This window comes from Pseudoflavonifractor phocaeensis, from assembly GCF_016901955.1.
Taxonomy (GTDB): Bacteria; Bacillota; Clostridia; order Oscillospirales; family Oscillospiraceae; genus Flavonifractor; species Flavonifractor phocaeensis_A.
The window spans coordinates 46,774-68,201 of sequence record NZ_JACJLC010000007.1; the positions used below are offsets into that span (position 1 = coordinate 46,774).

The window sequence follows — 21,428 nt, forward strand, 5'->3', positions numbered from 1 at the left end:
CCATGGCGGCGCTGCTTGAAGTAAAAAATATCAACGTGTACTACGGCGCCATCCACGCCGTGAAGGACATCTCCTTCGAGGTCAACCAGGGGGAAATCGTCACCCTCATCGGGGCCAACGGTGCCGGCAAGACAACCACCCTCCAGACGGTGTCCGGCCTGCTGCGCTCCCGTACCGGCTCCATCCAGCTGGAGGGCAAGCCCATCCAGAACGTCCCCGCCCACAAGCTGGTGGCCCATGGTCTGGCTCAGGTGCCCGAAGGCCGCCGGGTCTTTCAGCAGATGACGGTGGAGGAGAACCTGGAGATGGGGGCCTTTACCCAGGCCAATTCTACCGTCGCCCCCAACCTGGAGCGGGTGTTCGACCAGTTCCCCCGGCTGAAGGAGCGGCGGCGGCAGATCGCCGGCACCCTGTCCGGCGGCGAGCAGCAGATGCTGGCCATGGGCCGGGCGCTGATGTCCAACCCCAAGATCCTCATGCTGGATGAGCCCTCCATGGGCCTGGCCCCCATTCTGGTGGAGCAGATCTTCGACATCATCAAGCGCCTCCACCAGGCGGGCACCACCATCCTGCTGGTGGAGCAGAACGCCCGCATGGCCCTCAGTGTGGCCGACCGGGGCTACGTGCTGGAGACCGGCCGCATCACCCTCACCGGCCCCGGCAAGGAGCTGCTGGCCGACGAGGCCGTGAAAAAGGCCTACCTGGGCGGCTGAGCCCAGCCTACAACAGAATCCGTTTCGCAAGGGGCCGCCGGAACAACTCCGGCGGCCCCTTTCCACACTATTTGAGAGATAATTTACGTATACGAAAAAATGGTCTGGCGAAACGGGAAAAAATGTGATACACTAAAGGAAGCTGAAAGGGCGGAGCTCCGCCCGTGGTCTGAAACGGGCCCTGACAGACCGGCCGGGGCCGTTTTGGAATACCCTCCCCTGAGGATGCGGAACCGGGGGAGAAGTCTGAACAAGGAGGAACCCTGTTATGAAGAGAACCCTGCGTACCCGGTTGATCGCCGGCGCCGCCGCCCTGGTCCTGTTGGTGGGGACCGCCGTGGCCGCCAGCACCGTCACCACCAAGATGATTGAGGCCAACTACATGGGCATCAAGATCGTGGTGGACGGGGTGGAGATTACCCCCAAGGACGCCAACGGCAAGGTGGTAGAGCCCTTTGCCAGTGAGGGCACCACCTATCTGCCTGTCCGCGCCATCGGCGAGGCCCTGGACAAGGAGGTTGCCTGGGACGGCAGCACCGCCACCGTCTATGTGGGCGACGTGCCCGGCCAGGCCGTCAACTGGATGACCAAGCTGCCCCCCTATCAGATCAACAGAAGCTACAGCAAAATCTATGACGGCACCGATCACAAAAGCTACATGACCATTTCCGGCCAGAATATCACCCAGGGCATCTACCTCTATGGCGATCAGGATGACCCCGGCTATGCCCTCTGGAACACCAATTTCCAGTATCAGTCCATGACCTTCACCGTGGGCCACATTGACGGCAAGAAGGACCGGAACGCCGCTGTGGACGTGTACCTGGACGGCGTGCTGTCCAAGAGCTACACCGTTGGCTGGGATCAGTACCCCCAGACCTTTACCGTCCCCCTGAACCGGGCCGCCAACGTCAAGATTGAGATTACCAATAGCGAAGGTTACAGCTGGGATGCTGTGGATTACGGCATCTACAACATCTCCTTCTCCTAACTCCATACCCACCCCAGCGGGGCTGCCGCGCGCTTGCGCGGCAGCCCCGCTTTTTTGCCCCTGCTGTCTTGTCAATGGGTTGGTATGCCGAAAATTTTGATTCGCAGACCGTAACAACCGGGGAAAACCGGGGAGTAGATGTGGAGAAAACGGGGCTTTCCCGGGGGAGGGCGGAAAAAGGCGGTGAAAAAGTCTGTGGAAAAGTGGATAACTCCGGTGCAAACTTCCGCTTTACTCTTTTCCCGGCAGGTTGCTATAATGGGAACATAGAATGGAACTCTGTGGACTGCGGTTAGGAGGAATGAGCAGAAACATGCCTAATTATTACGCTCACCTGAAGTTCGGAGACAAGGTACTGGACGGGCTGCCTCAGGAGCTGGCCCGGATGATCGACGCGGAGCGTGAAGCCTTCGACCTGGGCTGCCTGGGCCCGGACCCTCTGTTTTTCTATCAGCCCATCCGCCCCAACGCCGTCCGCCGGGAAGGGGTGCGGATGCACCGCAATTCCGCCCTGCCCGCCGTGGAGCGCCTGCGTCAGGCCATCGAGGATCAGGTGCCCATGTCCGTTGGCTACGGGGCGGGCTTTTTGTGCCATCTGGCCCTGGACTCCGCCTGCCACGGCTACGTGGACGAGCGGGCCGCCGAGGGTCCCATCTCCCACATGGCTATGGAGAGCGAATTTGACCGGATGCTCATCGAGGAGGATGGCCTGGATTCCACCGCCAGGGCCCACCTGCCCTCCGCCCCGGAAAAGGGCAGCCCCGTGTGGGGGGCCGCCGCCCAGGCCTACACCCACGCTACGCCCCGGCAGATGCGCCGGGCTTACCGGGCCATGAGCTGGTACCTCAGCTTTTTTGCCCGCTCCTGCGGCCGCCCCACCGGAAAGGTCATCGGGGCGGTGAGCCGGATGCTTCCCATCCAGTCCGCCAAAAACGTGGCCCTCAGCGAGACCCCCCACCCCGCATCCCTGGAGAGCAGCGCCGACCTGGACCGGCTGCTGGAGGGGGCGGTGGAGGAGACCACCCGCCAGATCAACGCATTTTTCCAGGCCATTTGGGCGGATACCCCGGTGCCCCACTGGTTTGACCGGGATTTCAAGGGCACCCCGCCGGAGAGCCGGGCGGCCCAGTCCTGGGCCGGTGTGCTCAGCCACTCCCTGACCTGATCTGAAACGCCAACCGGGCGGCCCTTGTGGGCCGCCCGGTTTTGCGCTCAGGCAGGCTCCACCGCTTCCAACAGAAAACTGACCGGACGGATACCGTCGGTACAGCATACTACTGAGGCGCCCTCGTTCCGCTGCCAGGGTGTGTAGGTTGCCCCACAGGACAAGGCGGAGACGGTGCGGTAAATATCGATCCAGGCCCAGGGGCAAAAGCCGGGGGGCATTTCCGCTCCGCCGGTATAGAGAAAAGAATCCCCTTCCACGAAGAAATCGCAGATACATTCCTCCGGCGGCTCTGTCAAATAACGCTCAATCAGATCGGCATAGAGCTGCCTGCGCAACACCGTGATCTTGACCTGTTTCACAAGACGACACCTCCGCATATGAGATAGTTTTATTATAACAAAACTTATGTACGAGTCAAGGCGCAGGTATTGGTGGAAAAATATTAAAAAAGGGGATTGACAAGAGTGGTTAGTTGGTATAAACTTAAAGCCGCACAGGGTTAGCGAGAACTAACCACAGATTGACCTGGCGAGCTGCCGCCAGTAATCCGTTGTATGAAAGGAACGGTCCGATGCTTTCCACCATTCTGATCAGCCTGCTTATTCTGGCGGTTTTTGTGACCGCTTCCTACCGACAGGGGACAAACCGCAGGAGGCGCAAGGACGACTGCGTGGGCCCCGTCTGCCGCAAACGTCCACCCAGCATTTAGAAAGGAGTATCCCATGGAGCTGACCAACACCAACCTGCGCTACCTGCTCACCATCTACCACCTGTCCCGGAAGCGGCTGGAGGTGTCCTCCAAGGACGTGGCCGCCGCCCTGGAGGTGTCCCGGGCCTCGGTCACCAGCATGATGTCCATCCTGGTGGAAAAGCGGCTGGTGGAGAAGGAACGCTACGGCAAGATCCATCTTACCGCCCAGGGCCGCCGCCTGGCGGGGGGGCTGGCCGACCAGGCCGACCGGCTGGCCGCCGCCCTTCGGGGCTGGATGGAGCTGCCCGGCGAGGAGGCCTGGATGGCAGCCTGTGCCGCCGTGTCCGAGCTGTCCTGCCGCTCTGCTGCCCCTGCCGCCCGGTGGGAGGCGCTGACCGCCTGAGGTTCCCCATTCCCTCTTTCATGCCGCAGCCCGCTCCGTTGACAGAGCGGGCTGCGGCATTTTTTGGGCAAAAAGGCCTGGGGGGCTACTTGAAATGGGGTCGGAGGGTATGATATAGTATTAAAGCATGTGATTTTGGGAGGCGCTTGCCGTGTTTGACGGAATGTTGTTTGATCTGGACGGGACCCTGTGGGACTCGGTGGACAGCATCTGCCTGTCCTGGAACAGGGTGCTGGGGGCCCATGATCCCGCTCTGGCCGGGACCCTTACCCGGGAGAAGCTCATCGGCTGCATGGGAATGCTCCTGCCCGACATTTTCCGCAAGCTGCTGCCCCAGCTGCCGCCGGAGACTCTGGCGGCTATGGAGGAGGAGCTGATGGAGGCGGAAAACAGCTGGGTGGCCGTCCACGGCGGCATTCTTTACCCCGGGGTGGAGAAGACGCTGGGGGAGCTGTCGGCGGACTATCCCCTGTTTATCGTCAGCAACTGCCAGGCCGGATATATCGAGGCCTTTTTCCAGGCCCACGGACTGGGCCAGTATTTTACCGACTTTGAAAACCCCGGCCGCACCGGCAAGCCCAAGGCGGAGAACATCGCCCTGGTGGTGGCCCGCAACGGGCTGAAACACCCCCTGTACATCGGGGACACCCAGGGGGATTGCAACGCCGCCACGGCGGCGGGGGTGCCCTTCCTCCACGCTGCCTACGGGTTTGGCGTCATCGACCATGCTGTGCCCGCCGTCCATGCCTTTGCGGAGATTCCGGCGGCGGTGCGCCGCCTCAGCCCGCCGTAAACGTGGGCGACCCTTGTGGTCGCCCGTCTATCCCGTTGAATTTTTTGCAAGGAGGACAATACCTTGTCACAATATGAAGCTGAAATAAACCGCCGGCGCACCTTTGCCATCATCAGCCACCCTGACGCCGGCAAGACCACGCTGACGGAAAAATTCCTGCTCTACGGCGGAGCCATTGCCCAGGCCGGGCAGGTCAAGGGGAAGAAGAACACCCGGGCGGCCACCTCCGACTGGATGGAGATCGAGAAGCAGCGCGGCATTTCCGTTACCTCCTCGGTTATGCAGTTCCAGTACGAGGGCTACTGCATCAACATTCTGGACACCCCCGGCCACCAGGACTTCTCCGAGGACACCTACCGCACCCTGATGGCGGCCGACTCCGCCGTCATGGTCATCGACGGGGCCAAGGGCGTGGAGGCCCAGACCCGGAAGCTGTTCAAGGTGTGCGCCATGCGGGACATCCCCATTTTCACTTTTATCAACAAGATGGACCGGGAGGCCCGGGACTCCTTCGAGCTGCTGGAGGAGCTGGAGCACGAGCTGGGCATCGAGACCTACCCGGTGAACTGGCCCATCGGCTGCGGCAAGGAGTTCAAGGGGGTGTACGACCGGGGAAGCCGGAAGATCATCCACTTCACCTCCAACGGAGGAGCCAGGACGGCCACCGCCACCGAGGTGGAGCTGGGGGACCCCAACCTGGACGACCTCATCGGCAGCCGTCTCCATCAGCAGCTCACCGATGAGATCGAGCTGCTGGACGGGGCAGCCGCCGAGTTTGACCTGGACCGGGTGCGCCACGGAAAGCTCTCCCCCGTGTTCTTCGGTTCCGCCCTCACCAACTTCGGCGTGGAGCCCTTCCTGGAGCACTTTTTGCAGATGACCACAGCCCCCCTGCCCCGGAAGGCGGGAGACGAGGTCATTGACTCCATGGACGACAGCTTCTCCGCCTTCGTGTTCAAGATCCAGGCCAACATGAACAAGGCCCACCGGGACCGGATCGCCTTCATGCGTATCGTCTCGGGCAAATTCGAGGCGGACAAGGAGGTCTACCACGTCCAGGGGGGCAAGAAGCTCCGTCTGTCCCGGCCTCAGCAGCTTATGGCCGCCGAGCGGGAGATCATTGAGGAGGCCTACGCCGGGGACATCATCGGCGTGTTCGATCCGGGCATCTTCTCCATTGGCGATACCCTGTGCACCGCCGCCAAGAAATTCAAATTCGACCCCATTCCCACCTTTGCTCCCGAGCACTTCAAGCGGGTGCGCTCTCTGGACACCATGAAGCGCAAGCAGTTTTTGAAGGGCATGGAGCAGATCGCCCAGGAGGGCGCCATCCAGATCTTCAAGACCCCCTACTCCGGCATGGAGGAGGTCATTGTAGGCGTGGTGGGCACCCTTCAGTTCGATGTGCTGGAGTACCGGCTGAAAAACGAGTACAACGTGGACCTCTACATGGAGGGTCTGCCCTACGAGTACCTGCGGTGGATCGACACCGAGGACGGCCAGCCGGTGAAGGAGGAGGACCTGAACCTGGGCACCGACACCAAGCTGGTGGAGGACTACAAGGGCAACCAGCTGCTCCTCTTTGGCTCCCAGTGGGCCATCAACTGGACGGAGGAGCGCAACAAAAACCTCACCTTCCATGAATTCGGGGGCACCAAGTTCTGACGAAATTATTCCAAAGCCCGCCGCGCTTGAGCGCGGCGGGCTCTTTTGCTATGCAAGCGGTTTAGGTTGCATTTCAGGTTGGAAACCGCTATAATGGAAGGGACTTATGGAAACCTATAACAGCGGATGGAGGGAACACCTATGAGAGCGAAGCGATTGGCCGCCCTTTGCCTGGCCCTGGTCCTCACCCTGTCCCTGCTGGTGGCGCCGGCGGGGGCGGTGAGCTTCACCGACATGACCGGCCACTGGGCCAGGGAGGATGTGGAGTACCTGGCCGGACTGGGCATCGTCAAGGGCACCAGCAACACCACCTTTTCTCCCGACCGGAAGATGACCGCCTGTGAGGCCCTGCTGTTCTGCTCCCGGGCCACCGGCGTGTCCGCCGCCGACAAGGCCAAGATCGCCGCCAGCCAGGCGGAATACCTGGGCCAGACCCTGCCCGAGTCGGTGTACAGCTGGGCGGCGGAGGAGATGGCCGTATGCCTGGAGACCGGCATCATCACCCCCTATGAGCTGGAGTCCATGTGTGAATCGGGGGCCCTGCTGAAATCCATCAGCCGGGAGAGCCTGGCCATGTATCTGGTGCGGGCCATGCAGCTGGCCCCTCTGGCCAACAGCCTGACCAGCTATCCCATGAACTTTGCCGACGTGCCCGCCATCACCAAGACCTTGCAGCCCTATGTCTATCTGCTGAGCACCTACGGGGTGGTCAAGGGTAACGAATCCAATCAATTCATGCCCCAGGGGGAGCTGACCCGGGCTGAGATGGCTACCATGCTCCGGCGGGCCATTGACTTTATGGACCGGCAGGGCATCTCCGCCGAGCTGCCCGACTACACCAGCTACAGCTGGTCCGGCGGGGTGATCCAGAGCGTCACCAGCACCGGAAGCGGCAGCTATTCCGTGTCCTACACCGGAAATCTCACCGGCAGCGCCACGGTGACCATCACCACCGAGACCCCCATCTATGAGAACAATATGCGTACCACCCCCGTGTCCCTGAAGCAGGGACAGTACATCCGGGTGAACACCAACAGCGACGGCACCCTCCACTCGGTGCGGCTGGGGGGCGCCCTGAAGTCCATTACCGGCACGGTGACCTCCATTGCACAGAACAGCCTGACCCTTCTGGTGGACGGAGCCACCATGACCCTGCCCATCGACCGCTTCACCAAGATCCAGGTGGGAGAGCGGGTGGGAGGCCAGGTCCTCATTGACCCCCTGGGAGGCTATACCGACGCCCAGTGCTGGGTGGACGGTATGGGCCACCTGGCGGAGCTGAAGCTGTCCGGAGGGACCCGGGAGACTGCTGGCATCCTGACCAGCCTGGAGACTACCAGCGGGGGATACAGCCTGGTGGTCACCGCCTTTAACGGCGCCGCCTCCCGCTACCTGCTGCCTACCGGCGCCAAGGTGACGGTGAATGGTACGGAGGGAGTCGTAAGCACTGCCTATGTGGGGGAATACGTCCGCCTGACGGTGGAAAATGACGGGGGCAACAAGCTCAGCGCCCTGGCGGTGGAGACAGTGTCCGACTATCTCCAGGGTTCGGTGGCCAGCGTCTACGGCTCCGACCCCACCTACCTGTCCCTCACCAGCCTGAGCACCGGAGCTACCGCCAGCTATGAGCTGGGGGGAAACAACCTGTCAGTGAAGTACAACGGCTTGGACATTACCCTCCAGCAGCTGGCCAGCGGCAGCTTTGCCACTGTCCAGCTGGTGGGCAACCGGGTGGTGCTCATTGACGCCTACCCCGCCTCAGTGGTCACCCGGGGCACTGTGGCATCCATGACGTATGATCTTACCTCCGTGCTGGAGGTGCGCACCGCCGACGGGGAGCTGATCAGCTTCCCGCTGGATATGAGCGACCTGCCCGCCATTCTCCGGGACGGCAAGACCGGCACCCTGGAGCAGATCCGGGTGGGGGACAGCGTCACGGTGACGGTGCGATATAATAAGGTGACTACCCTGGAGTTCACCGCCCAGAAGGCCAATGCCTCGGGCACCATCCAGAGGGTGGTCCAGGACAGCTCCGGGGTGACCATCGACGTGGCCGACAGCGTGGGAGAGACCCGTACCTACCGGGTGCCCGTTACCGCCACGGTCACCCGGGACGGGGTGACCACCACCGCCAGCGCCCTGCGGCTGGGGGATCAGGTGGCCCTGGTGGTCAGCGGGGATGAGGTGCTCTCCGTCCAGGCCCAGTCCGCCAGCACTGCCGGTACTTTCCAGGCCACGGTCCTGGAGGTCAACACCGATAAAATGACCCTGCTGCTCAAGCTGAGCAGCGGCGACCCCCTGGTGGCTGATCTGTCCGGCGCCCATATCGTCACCGTGGCCGGAGCCACCCTGACTATGGGTCAGCTCAAGCTGGGCGACAGCGTGCAGCTTTACGGCAGCTATTCCAATACCCAGTTCGTGGCCACTCTGGTGGTGAGACTGTAAGTAAGCCCTGAGGAGGGGGCCTGCTGCCGCGGCAGCAGGCCCTCCTTTTTGCCGGGGCGCCGGGTGGAAACCGGGCCGGGCGGATGTGGGCATCCGCCCCTACGCCGTCGGTCCTTGTCCGTAGGGCCGCCATACATGGCGGCCGCCGTGACGGGGCGGGGGACGGAACGCCGGGCGACCACAGGTCGCCCCTACGAAACGGGGGTGTGTTTGTCCGGCGGACCGTTTGCCGCCTACGTACCGCCGGGCGGGTCTGGGACCCGCCCCTACGAAATGGGGTGTGCTTGTCCGGCGGACCGTTATCGCCCGCGTGCCGCCGTTCTTTGTTGGCCGCTTTCATTCCAACCCCTTGTCACAGGGTGGAGCATTTGTTATAATTAAGGGTAATTTTAATGGGGGGAGGGACCGCCAGTGAAATATCATCAGTGGAAGCAGGCGGCCTGGGACCCCGCCAAAGCCGCCGCCCTGGAGGCGGCCGGCCTGCCCCCGCTGGCGGCCCTCACCCTGTGCGCCCGGGGGCTGGATACCCCGGAGAAGGCCTTTGCCTTTCTGAACAGCGGGCAGGAGGGCCTCCACGACCCCTTCCGCATGAAGGACATGGACAAGGCCGCCGCCCGGCTGACCCTGGCCCTGGAGCGAGGGGAGACCGTGGCGGTCTACGGAGACTACGACGTGGACGGCATCACCGCCACCTGCCTGCTCACGGAGTTTATCCGGCGGGAAGGGGGAAGGGCGGTGCCCTATATCCCCGACCGGCTGGAGGAGGGCTATGGCCTGAACACCGACGCCCTGGACGCGCTCCATGAGGCCGGGGTGTCCCTGGTGGTGACGGTGGACTGCGGCATCACCGCCCTGGAGGAGGCCCGCCATGCCCGGGCGGTGGGAATGGACCTCATCATTACCGACCACCACGAATGTAAGGAGCAGTTGCCTGAGGCACTGGCGGTAGTGGACCCCCACCGGCCTGACTGCCCCTACCCCTTCAAGTCCCTGGCGGGAGTAGGGGTGGCCCTCAAGCTGGCTCTGGCCCTGGCGGGGCCGGATCGGGAGGGAGAGCTGCTGGAGCGGTACGGCGACCTGACCGCCGTGGGTACCGTGGCCGATGTGATGCGCCTCACGGGGGAGAACCGGGCCATCGTGGGGTTGGGGCTGGAGCGGCTGCGGCATACCGCCCGGCCTGGCCTGAAGGCCTTGCTCAGCCAGGCGGGGCTGGAGGAAAAGCCAGTGACCTCCATCTCGGTGGGCTATGTGCTGGCCCCCCGGCTCAACGCCTCGGGCCGGATGGGCCGGGCTTCCCTGGCCGCCGAGCTGCTGCTCACCCAGGACCCCGTCCGGGGAGAGGAGCTGGCCGCCCAGCTGTGCCAGCTCAACCGGGAGCGGCAGGTCATCGAGGCCCAGATCCTGGCCGAGTGCCACGCCCTGGCGGACGCCACGCCCCCGGAGGAGCGGCAGGCGCTGGTGCTGGCGGGGGACCACTGGCACCAGGGAGTGGTGGGTATCGTGGCCTCCCGGCTGGCGGAAAAATACTTTTGCCCCGCCTTCATGATCTGTTTGCAGGATGGCAAGGGCAAGGGCTCCTGCCGCTCCTTTGCCGGTTTTAATCTTTTCGCCGCGCTGGAGCACTGCGCCCCCCTGCTGGAGGGCTTTGGGGGCCATGCCCTGGCGGCAGGCTTTACCATACGGGAGGAGAACATTCCCGCCTTTACCAAAGCCATGAACGACTATGTCCGCGCCTTCACCGGCGGAGCGGAGATGGTGTCCACTCTGGAGGTGGACTGCCAGCTGGAGGACCCGGGGGTGCTCACCCTGGAGGGGGTGGAGGGCCTGGATCTGCTGGAACCCTTTGGCTCCGGCAACCCCAAGCCGGTGTTCACCCTGCCAGGCTGTCTGGTGTCCGCCCTCAGCGAGGTGGGGGGCGGCAAGCACCTGAAGCTGAAGCTGACAGCCGCCGGCCGGTCCTTTGACGCCATTTTCTTTTCCACCACCGCCGCCGAGGCGAGGGTGGCCCAGGGGGAGCGGGTGGACGTGGCCTTTACCCCTCAGATCAACGAATATCGGGGCTGGCGCTCGGTGCAGCTGCAAGTGTGCGACCTGCGCCCCGCCCTCACCCGGGCCCAGGCTGAACGGGCCCTGTTTGAGAAATTCCGCCGGGGAGAGCCCCTGACCCCCGGGGAAGCCGCCGCCCTGCTGCCCACCCGGGAGGAGTTCGTGGTGCTGTGGCGCTACCTCCAGGGCCACGCCGGACAGTTCCCTCTGGAGGAGACCGCCCCCCGGCTGGCCCGGAACATTGCCCGGTCCGCCGGCCGGCGGGAGACCGTCATGCGCACCCTGGTGTGTCTGGCGGTGTTCGACGAGCGGGGACTCATCCAGCTCAAGCACACCACCGACCACCTCCATATTGCCTTGCGGCGGGTAGAGGGCAAGGTGGATCTGGAGGACTCCTGGATCCTCCGCCGGCTCCGGGGCATGCGCGGATAATATGGCGGCAGGGGCGATGGATCACCCCCCCTAAAGGCCCCGCGCGGGGGCGGCTGTCAGCCGCCCGTCGGACCTTATCTTTATTTTGGACAGGAGGTGCCCTGTATGGACCCCATCCTGGAGCGTTATCAGGCTCTTGAGGAACGGATCAAAGCATATAACCCTGCCCTGGACACCCAGCGGCTGTACAACGCCTTCACCTTCGCCGACAACGCCCATTCCGGGCAGCTGCGGAAGGACGGTTCCCCCTATATCACCCATCCCCTGGCGGTGGCCGAGATCGTGGCCGAGCTGGAGCTGGACACCGACTCCATCATTGCCGCCCTTCTTCACGACTGCATCGAGGATACCGGGGTCACCCATGAGGAGATCGCCAAGCAATTCGGCGCTCCGGTGGCCGACCTGGTGGAGGGGGTCACCAAGCTGACCCGGGTGCAGTATACCTCCAAGGAAGAGGAGCAGATGGAGAATCTGCGCAAAATGCTCATGGCCATGGCCAAGGACATCCGGGTGATCCTCATCAAGGTGTGCGACCGGCTCCATAACATGCGCACCATGGAGTACCAGTCCCCCCGGAAGCAGAAGGAAAAGGCGCTGGAGACCATGGAGATCTACGCCCCCATCGCTCACCGCCTGGGCATGCAGCGCATCAAGTGGGAGCTGGAGGACACCTCCCTGCGCTATCTGGACCCGGTGGGATACAAGGAGATCTCCGACGAGCTGGCCGCCCGCTCCGCCGCCCATGAGGAGTTCCTGGCCACCATCCAGCGGCAGATCCAGGAACGGTTGGACGCCGAGGGCATCCACTGCACCATCTACGGCCGGGTAAAGCACGTCTACTCCATCTACCGGAAGATGTACACTCAGAACAAGACCATGGACGAGATCTTTGATCTCTACGCCTTCCGGGTCATTGTGGAGGATATCCCCGAGTGCTATAATGTGCTGGGCGTGATCCACGATTTGTTCAACCCGGTGCTGGGCCGCTTCAAGGACTATATCGGCACCCCCAAGCCCAACGGCTACCAGTCCCTCCACACCACCGTCATTGGCCGCAACGGCATCCCCTTTGAGGTGCAGATCCGTACCCGGGAGATGCACCACACCGCCGAATACGGCATTGCCGCCCACTGGAAGTACAAGCAGGGCATGGCCAACGCCAAGCTGGGCACCGAGTCCGCCTTCGAGTGGGTACGCAAGCTGCTGGAGAGCCAGCAGGACGTGGACGCCGAGGAGTTCGTCCGTACCATGCGGGTGGATTTGTTCTCCGACGAGGTGTTCGTCTTTACCCCCCGGGGGGACGTGATCAACCTGCCCGCCGGGGCAACCCCCATCGACTTTGCCTACAACATTCACTCCGCCGTGGGCAATCATATGACCGGGGCCAAGATCAACGGCCGCATGGTCACCTTTGACACTCAGCTGAAGAACGGGGACATCGTGGAGGTCATCACCTCCAAGTCGGCCCACGGACCCAGCCGGGACTGGATGAAGATCTGCAAATCCAACGAGGCCCGCAACAAGATCCGCCAGTGGTTCAAGCGGGAGCGCCGGGAGGAGAATATCGTCACCGGCCGGGCCTCCTTTGAATCGGAGCTCAAGCACTCCGGCCTGTCCCTGGCCGCCATCACCGCTGAGGATGTGCGGCCCTTTATTCTGAAAAAGGTGCGCTTCGGCACCATGGACGAGCTGTATGCCGCCATCGGCTACGGCGGCATGTCCGCCCAGAAGGCGGTGGTGCGGGTGAAGGACGAGATGACCCGTCTCAACCGCCAGGCCGGCCAGACCGCCGCCGCGGCCGCTGAAAAGGCGGCCCAGCAGGACCAGCCCATCTACCCCGCCAACGCCGCCATGTCGCCGGTACCCGTGAAGGTGGGCAAGCACGACCAGTCCGGCATCGTGGTGGAGGGCATCGACAACTGCCTGGTGAAGTTCGCCCGGTGCTGCACCCCGGTGCCCGGGGACCCGGTGGTGGGCTTCATCACCCGGGGCTTTGGCGTCTCCGTCCACCGGGCGGACTGTCCCAACGCCGCCCCGGAAAAGCGCAAGCCCGAGGAGGCGGGCCGGTGGATCCCCGTATCCTGGGCCACCGGCGAGCTGGCCTCCTACCGCACCTCCCTGGATATGTCCGCCAAGGACCGGGACGGCCTCACCCTGGACGTGGCCATGGCCCTGTCCGCCATGAAGGCCAAGACCACCAACCTGTCCGCCCGGTCCCTCCCCGACGGCTACGCCGCCATCCACATCGTGCTGGAGGTGAAGGACCAGAGCGAGCTGGTGGCCGTCATCAACAAGCTCAGCCAGATCCAGGGGGTCTACGAGGTCAAGCGGACCGCGGGCTGAGCACCATGGGGCCGGCCAGGTGTCCGGCCCCTACGCACCGGCTGGCTGCACTTCCGTAGGGGCGACCTTTGATCGCCCGCCCCGTTTCCGGCGGCCTGGGGCCGCCCAGAAGGAGAGAGATATGACCAATTACGATACCGCCCCCGACCCCGGCATGGAGGAGCTGATCTCCCGGTGCTTTTGGCGGGAAGAGCTGCTCCGGCGGGAGCTGCGGCTCACCGAGGGCCAGGCGGCCTATATCGCGGGGCATTACGCCGCCCGGGTGATCCCCCTGGGCGAGCAATGGTATGAAATCACCTTTCAGGAGGCATTTTAGAATGGCTGCAACTGCATTTGTGCCCGTGCTGCTGGGCGCGGACATCAACGCCTACAGCATGGCCCGGGCCTTTCACGAGGCCTATGGCGTCCACTCGGTGGTGTACGGCATGTACCACTCCAGCGTGTGCGCCGGCAGCAAGATCATCGACTACCGGGTGCGGGAGAACAACGACCGGGTGGACAAGGTGCTGGAGCACGTCACCGAGGTGGCCAGGGAGCACCCCGATAAGAAGATCCTGGTGCTGGGCTGTGGGGACAACTACCTTAACGCCATCTCCGCCAACCTGCCCAACTACCCGGAGAACGTCATCGCCCCCTATGTGGAGCTGTCCATGCTGGAGACCCTGATCCACAAGGAAAAGTTTTACGAGCTGTGTGACCAGTACGGCATCGATCATCCGGCCACCTACGTCTACCACAAGGGGGAGGGCCACGGCTTTACCCTGCCCTTTGACGGCCCCTTCGTGGTGAAGCCCGCCGAGTCGGACACCTACTGGAAGCACCGCTTCCCCACCCAGAAGAAGGCCTACGTCCTCCAGACCCGGGCCGAGGTGGACCAGGTCATTGACGACATCTACAACGCCGGGTATGAGGACTCCCTCATCATCCAGGACTTCATCCCCGGGGATGACAGCTTCATGCGGGTGGTGACCAACTACTCCGGGGCCGACGGGAAGGTGCGCCTCATGTGCGTGGGCCACGTGCTGCTGGAGGAGCATACCTCCCACGCCATCGGCAACCACGCCGTCATCATCACCGAGCCCGAGCCCGAGCTGTGCGAGAAGCTGAAATACTTCCTGGAGTCCATCCATTTTACCGGATTTTCCAACTTTGACATCAAGTACGACCAGCGGGACGGCAAGTGCAAGGCCTTTGAGATCAACTGCCGCCAGGGCCGGTCCAACTACTACGTCACCGGCGCCGGGTACAACCTGGCCAAATACCTGGTGGAGGACGTGGTGCTGGGCAAACCCTGTGAGCTGACCATCACAAAAAACCGCCACCTGTGGTGGGTCATCCCTCCCAAGGTGGCCTATGACTACGTCAACCCCCAGTACCATCAGGAGATGCAGGCCCTGGTACGGGCCAACGCCGTGGTCAACCCCCTGTTCTACAAGCCGGACAACGGCCTCACCCGCTCCCTGCGGATCCGAAAGATCCAGCACAGCTACGCGGGCTGGTACGCCTCTTGTATGGAAAAGGTGAGATAATGGAACAACGCCTTGGCATTCTGGGCGGCATGGGCCGCCCCACCCGGCTTGCGCCGTGCGGGGACCCCGATGATTTGATCTGCGCGGGGCAAGTGAATTGCCCCGGCATCAAGGTTTTGGCCTGGGGCCAAAACGCTTGTAGGGGCCCCAGGCCGGGATATGGCGGGAGGTACTGATATGCCTGAGCAACGACTTGGTATTTTGGGCGGCATGGGCCCCCAGGCAACCCAGGATTTTTATCAGCGTATTTTGGACAAGACCGACGCCGCCTGCGACCAAGAGCACCTGCCCACCCTGATCTGGAGCGACACCTCCATGCCCGACCGCACCGCCGCCATCCTGGGCGGAGACACGGAGGGCTGCTACCAGCGGCTGCTGGCGGGGGCCCGGCTGCTGGAGGGAGGCGGCTGTACTGTGCTGGCCATCCCCTGCAACACCTCCCACTACTTTGCCGACCGGCTCCAGGGAGAGATCTCCATCCCCCTGATCCATATGCCCCGGGAGACCGTGGGGGAGCTGGCGGCGGCGGGAAAGCGGAAGGTGGGCATCCTGGCCACCGACGGTACCGTCCGGACCGGCGTGTACCAGCGGGAGTGCGCCGCCCGGAACCTGCTGGGGGTGGCCCCCCCGGCGGAGATCCAGAAGCTGGTCATGAGCATCATTTACGACGAGATCAAGCGGGGGGAAAAGGGCTCCCGGGAGAAATTTACCCTCATAGACCGGTGGCTCCGGGAGACCGGCTGCGACAGCGCCATTCTGGGCTGTACCGAGCTGTCCGTCTACCGCACCTACCACGGCCTGCCTGACTACTACCTGGACGCCATGGACGTGCTGGCCCGGCGGTGCATCACCGCCTGCGGCTATAAGCTGCGCCTGGTGTGAACAGACCTTCCCCCCACAGGGGGGAAGGTGCCCCGTCGGGCCGATGAGGACATCGGCCCCTACGCACCGGATTGCGGTAATCGTTCCGCCGGGCGGCTGATATCCGCCCCTTACGCACCTATTGGAAAATGTGTCGTAGGGGCGGGTCCCAGACCCGCCCGCTGTCGGGGTGACCGTCCCGCCGGGCCGGTGGCGGGTTTTCCGTAGGGGCGATCACCAATCGCCCGCCGTCCCCAAACGCAGCCCCGCCCGGAAGGCGGCCAGAAACAGGGCCTCCTGTTCCAGGGCCCCCGCCGTGGCGGACATATCCCGGTAATCCCGCAGATGGGCCGCCTGCTCCGGGGTCAGGGTCTGGAGCAGCTTGTCATATTGCAGGGCGGCGCACCGCATATTTTCCCTGTATTCCGGGTCGGACAGATTCAAATGGTCTAAAAGATGCGCATAGATCACCCGCAGCAAGTCATTCATAGGAATACCCCCTGTTGACATTGTCCCATTTGGTCCTATAAATTATAACTGGCCCAAATGGGCCTGTCAAGAGGATGGAGAGAGAAGATGTCTATTTTGTCGGAGCGCATCCTCCTTCTACGGAAGGAGCGTGGGCTGAATCAGGAACAAATTGCAGAACAGACCGGCATAGGGTATCGTTCATACCGGCGATATGAGTCCGGGGAGCGGGAACCCTCCGCTTCAACCCTGACCGTTTTGGCGGATTTTTTCGGGGTCAGCGCCGACTATCTGCTGGGCCGTACCGACCAGCGATGACGGGCCGCCGGGCGGCTGATATCCGCCCCTACGAATGGGTTGGAAAATACGCCGTTGCGGTGATCGCCCCGCTGCGGATGGCGCGAACAGACCTTCCCCTCACAGGGGGGAAGGTGCCCCGAAGGGGCGGATGAGGGGGCGCACCGATAGGAACTGGCCCCGATATGAGCCATCTCCACTCCCCACTCTTCACTCTGAATTTACCATGGTGGTGAATGAACATGACCGACAACCGCCGCCCCCTGGGCGACTATGTGCAGCTGTTGCTGCGCCACGATCTGCTGGCGGACAACAGGCCCCTTCCTGTGGACCTGACCGCCCCGGTGGCCCTGGTGTCCTGCGACTCCCAGGTGGTGATCCCCCGCACCCTCTTTGTGTGCAAGGGGGCCAAATTCAAGGAGGACTATCTCCATCAGGCCATGGACAGCGGAGCCTTCGTGTATGTGAGTGAAAAAGTCTATCCCGATGTGCCCCTGCCCTGCCTGGAGGTCACCGACATCCGTCAGGCCATGGGCCTGCTGGCCGACCTGGCCTACGGCCACCCCTCGGGGCAGCTTCACATCACCGGTCTCACCGGCACCAAGGGCAAGACCACCACCGCCTACTATATCAAATCCATCCTGGACGCCTGGCTGGCCGGGCAGAACCACCGGGAGAGCGCCCTGCTGTCCACCATCGTCACCGACGACGGCCTGGAGCGCAAGCCCGCCAAGCTCACCACCCCGGAGCCTCTGGACCTCCAGCGCCACCTGTCCAACGCGGTACAGGCCGGGGCGGACTGGCTCACCATGGAGGTGTCCTCCCAGGCCCTGAAATACGGCCGGGTCATCGGGGTGGACCTGGAGTGCGCTGTGTTCCTCAACATCGGGGAGGACCACATTTCCCCCATTGAGCACCCTGATCTGGAGGACTATCTCCAATCCAAGCTGCTCATTTTCCGGCAGGCGAAAACCGCCTGTATCAACCTGGACTGCGACCACGCCGACGAGGTGGCTGCCGCCGCCGCCAAGTGCCAGCGGGTGCTCACCTTCTCCCAGAAGGACCCCGCCGCCACGGTATATGGCGCCAATGTACGGAAGGAGGGGGACAAGATCGCCTTCCACATCCGCACCCCCCGGTACGAGGGGGAGCTGGCCATCTCCACCCCCGGCCTGTTCAATGTGGACAACGCCCTGGCTGCCGCCGCCGTGGCCGAGGCCTATGACATTCCCTTTGAGGCGGTGAAAGAGGGGCTGGTGCGGGCCTTTGTCCCCGGCCGGATGGAGCACTACGCCAGCGCCGACGGCCAGATCTCGGTGATCGTGGACTACTCCCACAACGGCATGAGCTTGCAAAACGCCCTGCGGTCGGTCCGGGCGGAATATCCGGACCGGCAGCTGACGGTGCTCTTTGGCTGCACCGGGGGCAAGGGCATCGACCGCCGGGAGGGTATGGGCAACGCCGCCGGGGAATTTGCCCACCGGATCATCCTCACTGAGGACGACCCCGGCCCCGAGGAGGTGGAGGCCATCTGCGCCGATATCGGGGTGTTTTTGAAGAAATGGAACAAGGAGTATACCGTCATTCCCGACCGGGAGCGGGCGGTGGAGACCGCCATCCTGGAGGCGGAGCGGCCCGCGGTGGTGCTGCTGGCGGGGAAGGGCTGTGAGACCGCCCAGAAGCGGAAAAACGGTCCGGAGCCCTGTATCCCCGACGGGGTGTTGGCCCAGCACGCCCTGGACAAGTATGACCGTGACCACGCTGGATAAGGCCTTTGCCGCCGCAGGCGCCGCTGCCTGGGGCGGCTTGCCTTTTTCGGAATTGGCGGAGGATATGACGGCGGAGGCCATCGGAAAGGCGGAGGAACTGTGCCCCCACCCACAGACGGTGCTGGTGGCCGCCTTTCCCTACTACGCCGGGGAGGGGGTGGGCAACCTGTCCCTCTACGCCCGGGGGCGGGATTATCATCTGGTGGTCCCCGAAAAAATGAATACTATATGTAATTTATTGCGAGAAAAATACGAAAATAGCCGTTTTTTGCCCGCCGCCGACAATTCCCCCCTGCCCGAGCGGCAGGCGGCCTGGCGCTGTGGCATGGGCCTGCGGGGGAAAAACGGATTGGTGATCGTGCCGCCCTACGGGTCCTATGTGTTCCTGGGTACCATCCTTACCGACGCGGTACTGGAGCTCCCCCGGCGGAGTTCGTCGCCGGACTGCGTGGGCTGCGGCAGGTGCCTGGCGGCCTGTCCAGGTGGGGCTCTGGGGACAGGAGGTGTGGACCTGGACCGCTGCCTGTCCGAGCTGACCCAGCGGAAGGGGATGCTGTCGGCGGAACAGGAGGCTCTGGTAAAGGCCCACCCCCTGGTGTGGGGGTGCGATACCTGCCAGCGGGTGTGCCCCTACAACGCCCACCCGGCTCTCACCCCCCTGGCCGAGTTTCGGGAGGGGCTGGTGGAGGGCCTCACCGGGGCCGATCTGGCGGGGCTCACCAACCGGCAGTTCCGGGAAAAATACGCCGGCCGGGCCTTCACCTGGCGGGGGCCCGCCCCCCTCCGGCGGAACCTGGAGTGGAAAGAGGCATGATAAAACAGCCGCCGCAGAATATGCTTCCGCGGCGGCTGTATATTTGTGGGCGGGCGGCGCAGCGTCCGGCGGCGTGTTTCTACCGGCACGCCCCCTCATCCGCCCCTTCGGGGCACCTTCCCCCCTATGGGGGGAAGGTCAGCTTGTCGAAAAACCTCCCGTACAGGGAGCCTCGCAGAGTTCTGTCGCCCGCAGGCGACAGAATAAAATGGAAATCTGTCATTTGTGGGGGGAAGGTCCGTTCACACCATCCGCAGCGGCCCGGGTTACAAATCTTTTTTCCGCTGGAGGCGGATATCCTCCCCGTAGAAGGGGAGCACCCGGTATTCCCCCTCCAGCCGGGAGGCGATCTGGGGGGTGTACCGCTGGCGCACCTGCTCCATGGACAGGTTGGAGGAAATCACTGTCTGCTGGTTGGCCATGAGCCGGGCGTTGACCAGGGTGTACAGGGCGGACTGGACGAAGGGGGTGGTGAGCTCACTGCCCAGGTCGTCCAAAATCAGCAGATCGCAGCCCAGGTACCGCTTGGTCTCGTCCCTGGCCTCCTCCACGTCCTGCCGGTCCCGGGCGAATTTCTGCTCCTCGAACCGGGCAAAGATGTTCACCGCCGTGTCGTACACCACCGAAAAGCCCTTCTCCGACACGGACCGGGCGATGCAGGCCGACAGGAAGGTCTTGCCCAGCCCCGGCGGGCCGGAGAGGAACAGGTTGCGCACCTTGAACCGGCCGAACTTCCGGGCGTAGTTGGAGCACATGTCGAAGATGAACTCCATGTTCTCCCTGGGGGACAGCGCCTCCCCCGGCCAGGGCTGGTCGGAGTAGTAGTCCATGGAGAAGGTCTCAAAGGACTGCTCCCCCAGGTCCAGCAGCTTGGACAGCTCGCGGATCTGCTCCTGGGCGCACAGCTGCTTCAGGCAGGTACACATCCGGGCCCCCACCCAGCCGGTGTCGTTGCAGTGGGGGCAGACGGGCTGGCCGTCCAAGGCGTCCGCCCCGTACCCGTTGTCCAGCAGCAGCCGGGTGCGCTCGGCCTGGAGGGACAGGTTGCGGTCCTTGATGACCTGGATGGAGGGGGTGGGATCCCGCCCCTCCCGGAGGGAGGCGGCGATGATCTGAAATACCGTCTTTTTCAGCTCCCTGTCGATCTCCGCCACCCGGGGCAGCCGGGCGTAGATCTCCGCCTCCCGGCGGGCCTGGGCGGCCGCCCGCTCCTTCCGCCGGTCCTCCAGCCGCCTGGCGGCCCGGCGGAGGACGATTGCCTCGTATCCCATGGCTCATTCCTCCTCTTCCTTTTCCCGGCGCAGGAAGGCCCGCATCCGCTCCAGATCCTCCCGCACCCGGCGGTCGGCGTCCCCGGGGGCGGCGGGATGGTCCTGCATGGCGGGCTTTGCGCCGGCGGCGCTCTGCACAGGACGGGAGGGCTTGTCCCCCGCCTCGATCTCTGCCAGGGTATGTAGGTTCTTCTTGTGCCAACCCATCAAAATACCGTTCATGTAATCCCAGTCCATCCGCTGCTTCTTGTACACTGTCTTTTCATAGGCAAGCCGCAGCACGTCGTCGGCAAAGCCCATGTCGGTCCAGGCGGCCACCTTTTTCTTTTCCTTCTCCACCAGGGGCCTGGGCCGCTGGCCCAGCAGCTTGAGGATCTCCCCCTCCCGGGTGCGGTAGAGGCTCTGCCGCTTCAGGTGGGCCTCGGCGGCCTGGGCGGTGTCCACCCCCAGCCGCTGCCAGACGTAGCCCTCCTTCAGCACCTGGCTCATCCGGGGCATCCGCCCCTCCCCGTACTTCCGCTGAAATTCCTCCACGCACCAGCTCACCAGCAGGCAGATCACCTCGGCGGGGAGGGCCAGGTAGTCGTACAGGGTGTACAGGCTCTTCAAATCGGCGGTGGACAGCACCTTGCCCAGCCGCCGCTGGACCTCGTTCACCAGACCGGGGAAGGTGGAGGTGCCCGCCTCGATCTCCCGGGCGATGTCGGCGGCGGTGTAGTCCGGGGGGCC

19 protein-coding genes are annotated in these 21,428 nt (G+C 63.7%); 15 read left to right on the forward strand and 4 right to left on the reverse strand.

All coding sequences use genetic code 11. From position 1 onward, the window contains the following. The first annotated feature begins 2 nt into the window (after positions 1-2). From H6B51_RS02975 to H6B51_RS02985, 3 genes are all read left to right on the forward strand, one after another. Positions 3-713 (forward strand): ABC transporter ATP-binding protein, encoded by a 711-nt coding sequence (locus H6B51_RS02975; RefSeq protein WP_204882258.1) that lies wholly within the window; start codon positions 3-5, stop codon positions 711-713. 268 nt (positions 714-981) lie between these two features. Next, positions 982-1,704, forward strand: a complete 723-nt coding sequence (locus tag H6B51_RS02980) for a stalk domain-containing protein (protein WP_204882259.1) — start codon at positions 982-984, stop codon at positions 1,702-1,704. Positions 1,705-2,017: 313 nt separating this feature from the next. Further along, a complete protein-coding gene (locus H6B51_RS02985; RefSeq protein ID WP_204882260.1) occupies positions 2,018-2,869 on the forward strand; it encodes a zinc dependent phospholipase C family protein in 852 nt (283 codons plus the stop codon). Between the two features lie 47 nt (positions 2,870-2,916). On the opposite strand, the gene H6B51_RS02990 is transcribed toward H6B51_RS02985, so the two are convergent. Further along, on the reverse strand, positions 2,917-3,231 hold the full coding sequence (locus H6B51_RS02990; RefSeq protein ID WP_204882261.1) for a TIGR04076 family protein: 315 nt from the start codon (positions 3,229-3,231) through the stop codon (positions 2,917-2,919). 363 nt (positions 3,232-3,594) lie between these two features. On the opposite strand from H6B51_RS02990, the gene H6B51_RS02995 reads away from it, so the two are divergent. The 9 genes from H6B51_RS02995 (at position 3,595) to cuyB (ending at position 16,101) form a co-directional block, all read left to right on the forward strand. After that, the gene (locus H6B51_RS02995; protein WP_204882262.1) at positions 3,595-3,966 is read left to right on the forward strand and encodes a metal-dependent transcriptional regulator; all 372 of its coding nucleotides are present in this window, start codon (positions 3,595-3,597) and stop codon (positions 3,964-3,966) included. Between the two features lie 151 nt (positions 3,967-4,117). Then, positions 4,118-4,759, forward strand: a complete 642-nt coding sequence (locus H6B51_RS03000; RefSeq protein ID WP_335342094.1) for an HAD family hydrolase — start codon at positions 4,118-4,120, stop codon at positions 4,757-4,759. A gap of 63 nt (positions 4,760-4,822) precedes the next feature. Beyond that, positions 4,823-6,424 (forward strand): peptide chain release factor 3, encoded by a 1,602-nt coding sequence (locus H6B51_RS03005; protein ID WP_204882263.1) that lies wholly within the window; start codon positions 4,823-4,825, stop codon positions 6,422-6,424. Positions 6,425-6,565: 141 nt separating this feature from the next. Next, positions 6,566-8,869 (forward strand): S-layer homology domain-containing protein, encoded by a 2,304-nt coding sequence (locus tag H6B51_RS03010; protein ID WP_204882264.1) that lies wholly within the window; start codon positions 6,566-6,568, stop codon positions 8,867-8,869. Between the two features lie 411 nt (positions 8,870-9,280). Then, positions 9,281-11,347 (forward strand): single-stranded-DNA-specific exonuclease RecJ, encoded by a 2,067-nt coding sequence (gene recJ / locus H6B51_RS03015; protein ID WP_204882265.1) that lies wholly within the window; start codon positions 9,281-9,283, stop codon positions 11,345-11,347. A gap of 105 nt (positions 11,348-11,452) precedes the next feature. Then, entirely contained in the window at positions 11,453-13,690 is a 2,238-nt protein-coding gene (locus H6B51_RS03020) for a RelA/SpoT family protein (protein WP_204882266.1), read from the forward strand. 121 nt (positions 13,691-13,811) lie between these two features. Then, positions 13,812-14,006: a hypothetical protein gene (locus tag H6B51_RS03025; RefSeq protein WP_204882267.1), complete on the forward strand. Its 195-nt coding sequence runs from the start codon at positions 13,812-13,814 to the stop codon at positions 14,004-14,006. A 1-nt stretch (position 14,007) separates the two neighbouring features. After that, the gene (locus H6B51_RS03030) at positions 14,008-15,219 is read left to right on the forward strand and encodes a carboxylate--amine ligase (RefSeq protein WP_204882268.1); all 1,212 of its coding nucleotides are present in this window, start codon (positions 14,008-14,010) and stop codon (positions 15,217-15,219) included. A 177-nt stretch (positions 15,220-15,396) separates the two neighbouring features. After that, the gene (gene cuyB, locus H6B51_RS03035; RefSeq protein WP_204882269.1) at positions 15,397-16,101 is read left to right on the forward strand and encodes a cysteate racemase; all 705 of its coding nucleotides are present in this window, start codon (positions 15,397-15,399) and stop codon (positions 16,099-16,101) included. Positions 16,102-16,314: 213 nt separating this feature from the next. On the opposite strand, the gene H6B51_RS03040 is transcribed toward cuyB, so the two are convergent. Continuing rightward, positions 16,315-16,569, reverse strand: a complete 255-nt coding sequence (locus H6B51_RS03040) for a DUF6809 family protein (protein ID WP_204882270.1) — start codon at positions 16,567-16,569, stop codon at positions 16,315-16,317. An 87-nt stretch (positions 16,570-16,656) separates the two neighbouring features. Between H6B51_RS03040 and H6B51_RS03045 the strand changes: the two genes are divergently transcribed. From H6B51_RS03045 to H6B51_RS18030, 3 genes are all read left to right on the forward strand, one after another. Continuing rightward, a complete protein-coding gene (locus H6B51_RS03045; RefSeq protein ID WP_204882271.1) occupies positions 16,657-16,866 on the forward strand; it encodes a helix-turn-helix domain-containing protein in 210 nt (69 codons plus the stop codon). A 221-nt stretch (positions 16,867-17,087) separates the two neighbouring features. Further along, entirely contained in the window at positions 17,088-18,614 is a 1,527-nt protein-coding gene (locus H6B51_RS03050; protein WP_204882272.1) for a Mur ligase family protein, read from the forward strand. Next, positions 18,598-19,428, forward strand: a complete 831-nt coding sequence (locus tag H6B51_RS18030) for an epoxyqueuosine reductase (RefSeq protein WP_335342095.1) — start codon at positions 18,598-18,600, stop codon at positions 19,426-19,428. Before H6B51_RS03050 ends, H6B51_RS18030 begins: the two co-directional genes overlap by 17 nt. 266 nt (positions 19,429-19,694) lie before the next feature. Here H6B51_RS18030 and H6B51_RS03060 read toward each other — a convergent pair whose 3' ends face one another. Together H6B51_RS03060 and H6B51_RS03065 are read right to left on the reverse strand one after the other, a co-directional pair. Next, entirely contained in the window at positions 19,695-20,699 is a 1,005-nt protein-coding gene (locus tag H6B51_RS03060) for an ATP-binding protein (protein ID WP_204882274.1), read from the reverse strand. Between the two features lie 3 nt (positions 20,700-20,702). Further along, on the reverse strand, positions 20,703-21,428 hold a 726-nt coding region (locus H6B51_RS03065), incomplete at its 5' end, for a DnaD domain protein (RefSeq protein ID WP_204882275.1).

What these genes read in the sequence shown, in the direction of transcription:
- H6B51_RS02975 (WP_204882258.1), top strand. Translation starts at nt 3, where the DNA reads ATGGCGGCGCTGCTTGAAGTAAAAAATATCAACGTGTACTACGGCGCC.
- H6B51_RS02980 (WP_204882259.1), top strand. Translation starts at nt 982, where the DNA reads ATGAAGAGAACCCTGCGTACCCGGTTGATCGCCGGCGCCGCCGCCCTG.
- H6B51_RS02985 (WP_204882260.1), top strand. Translation starts at nt 2,018, where the DNA reads ATGCCTAATTATTACGCTCACCTGAAGTTCGGAGACAAGGTACTGGAC.
- H6B51_RS02995 (WP_204882262.1), top strand. Translation starts at nt 3,595, where the DNA reads ATGGAGCTGACCAACACCAACCTGCGCTACCTGCTCACCATCTACCAC.
- H6B51_RS03010 (WP_204882264.1), top strand. Translation starts at nt 6,566, where the DNA reads ATGAGAGCGAAGCGATTGGCCGCCCTTTGCCTGGCCCTGGTCCTCACC.
- H6B51_RS03020 (WP_204882266.1), top strand. Translation starts at nt 11,453, where the DNA reads ATGGACCCCATCCTGGAGCGTTATCAGGCTCTTGAGGAACGGATCAAA.
- H6B51_RS03025 (WP_204882267.1), top strand. Translation starts at nt 13,812, where the DNA reads ATGACCAATTACGATACCGCCCCCGACCCCGGCATGGAGGAGCTGATC.
- H6B51_RS03030 (WP_204882268.1), top strand. Translation starts at nt 14,008, where the DNA reads ATGGCTGCAACTGCATTTGTGCCCGTGCTGCTGGGCGCGGACATCAAC.
- cuyB (WP_204882269.1), top strand. Translation starts at nt 15,397, where the DNA reads ATGCCTGAGCAACGACTTGGTATTTTGGGCGGCATGGGCCCCCAGGCA.
- H6B51_RS03040 (WP_204882270.1), bottom strand. Translation starts at nt 16,569, where the DNA reads ATGAATGACTTGCTGCGGGTGATCTATGCGCATCTTTTAGACCATTTG.
- H6B51_RS03045 (WP_204882271.1), top strand. Translation starts at nt 16,657, where the DNA reads ATGTCTATTTTGTCGGAGCGCATCCTCCTTCTACGGAAGGAGCGTGGG.
- H6B51_RS03050 (WP_204882272.1), top strand. Translation starts at nt 17,088, where the DNA reads ATGACCGACAACCGCCGCCCCCTGGGCGACTATGTGCAGCTGTTGCTG.
- H6B51_RS03060 (WP_204882274.1), bottom strand. Translation starts at nt 20,699, where the DNA reads ATGGGATACGAGGCAATCGTCCTCCGCCGGGCCGCCAGGCGGCTGGAG.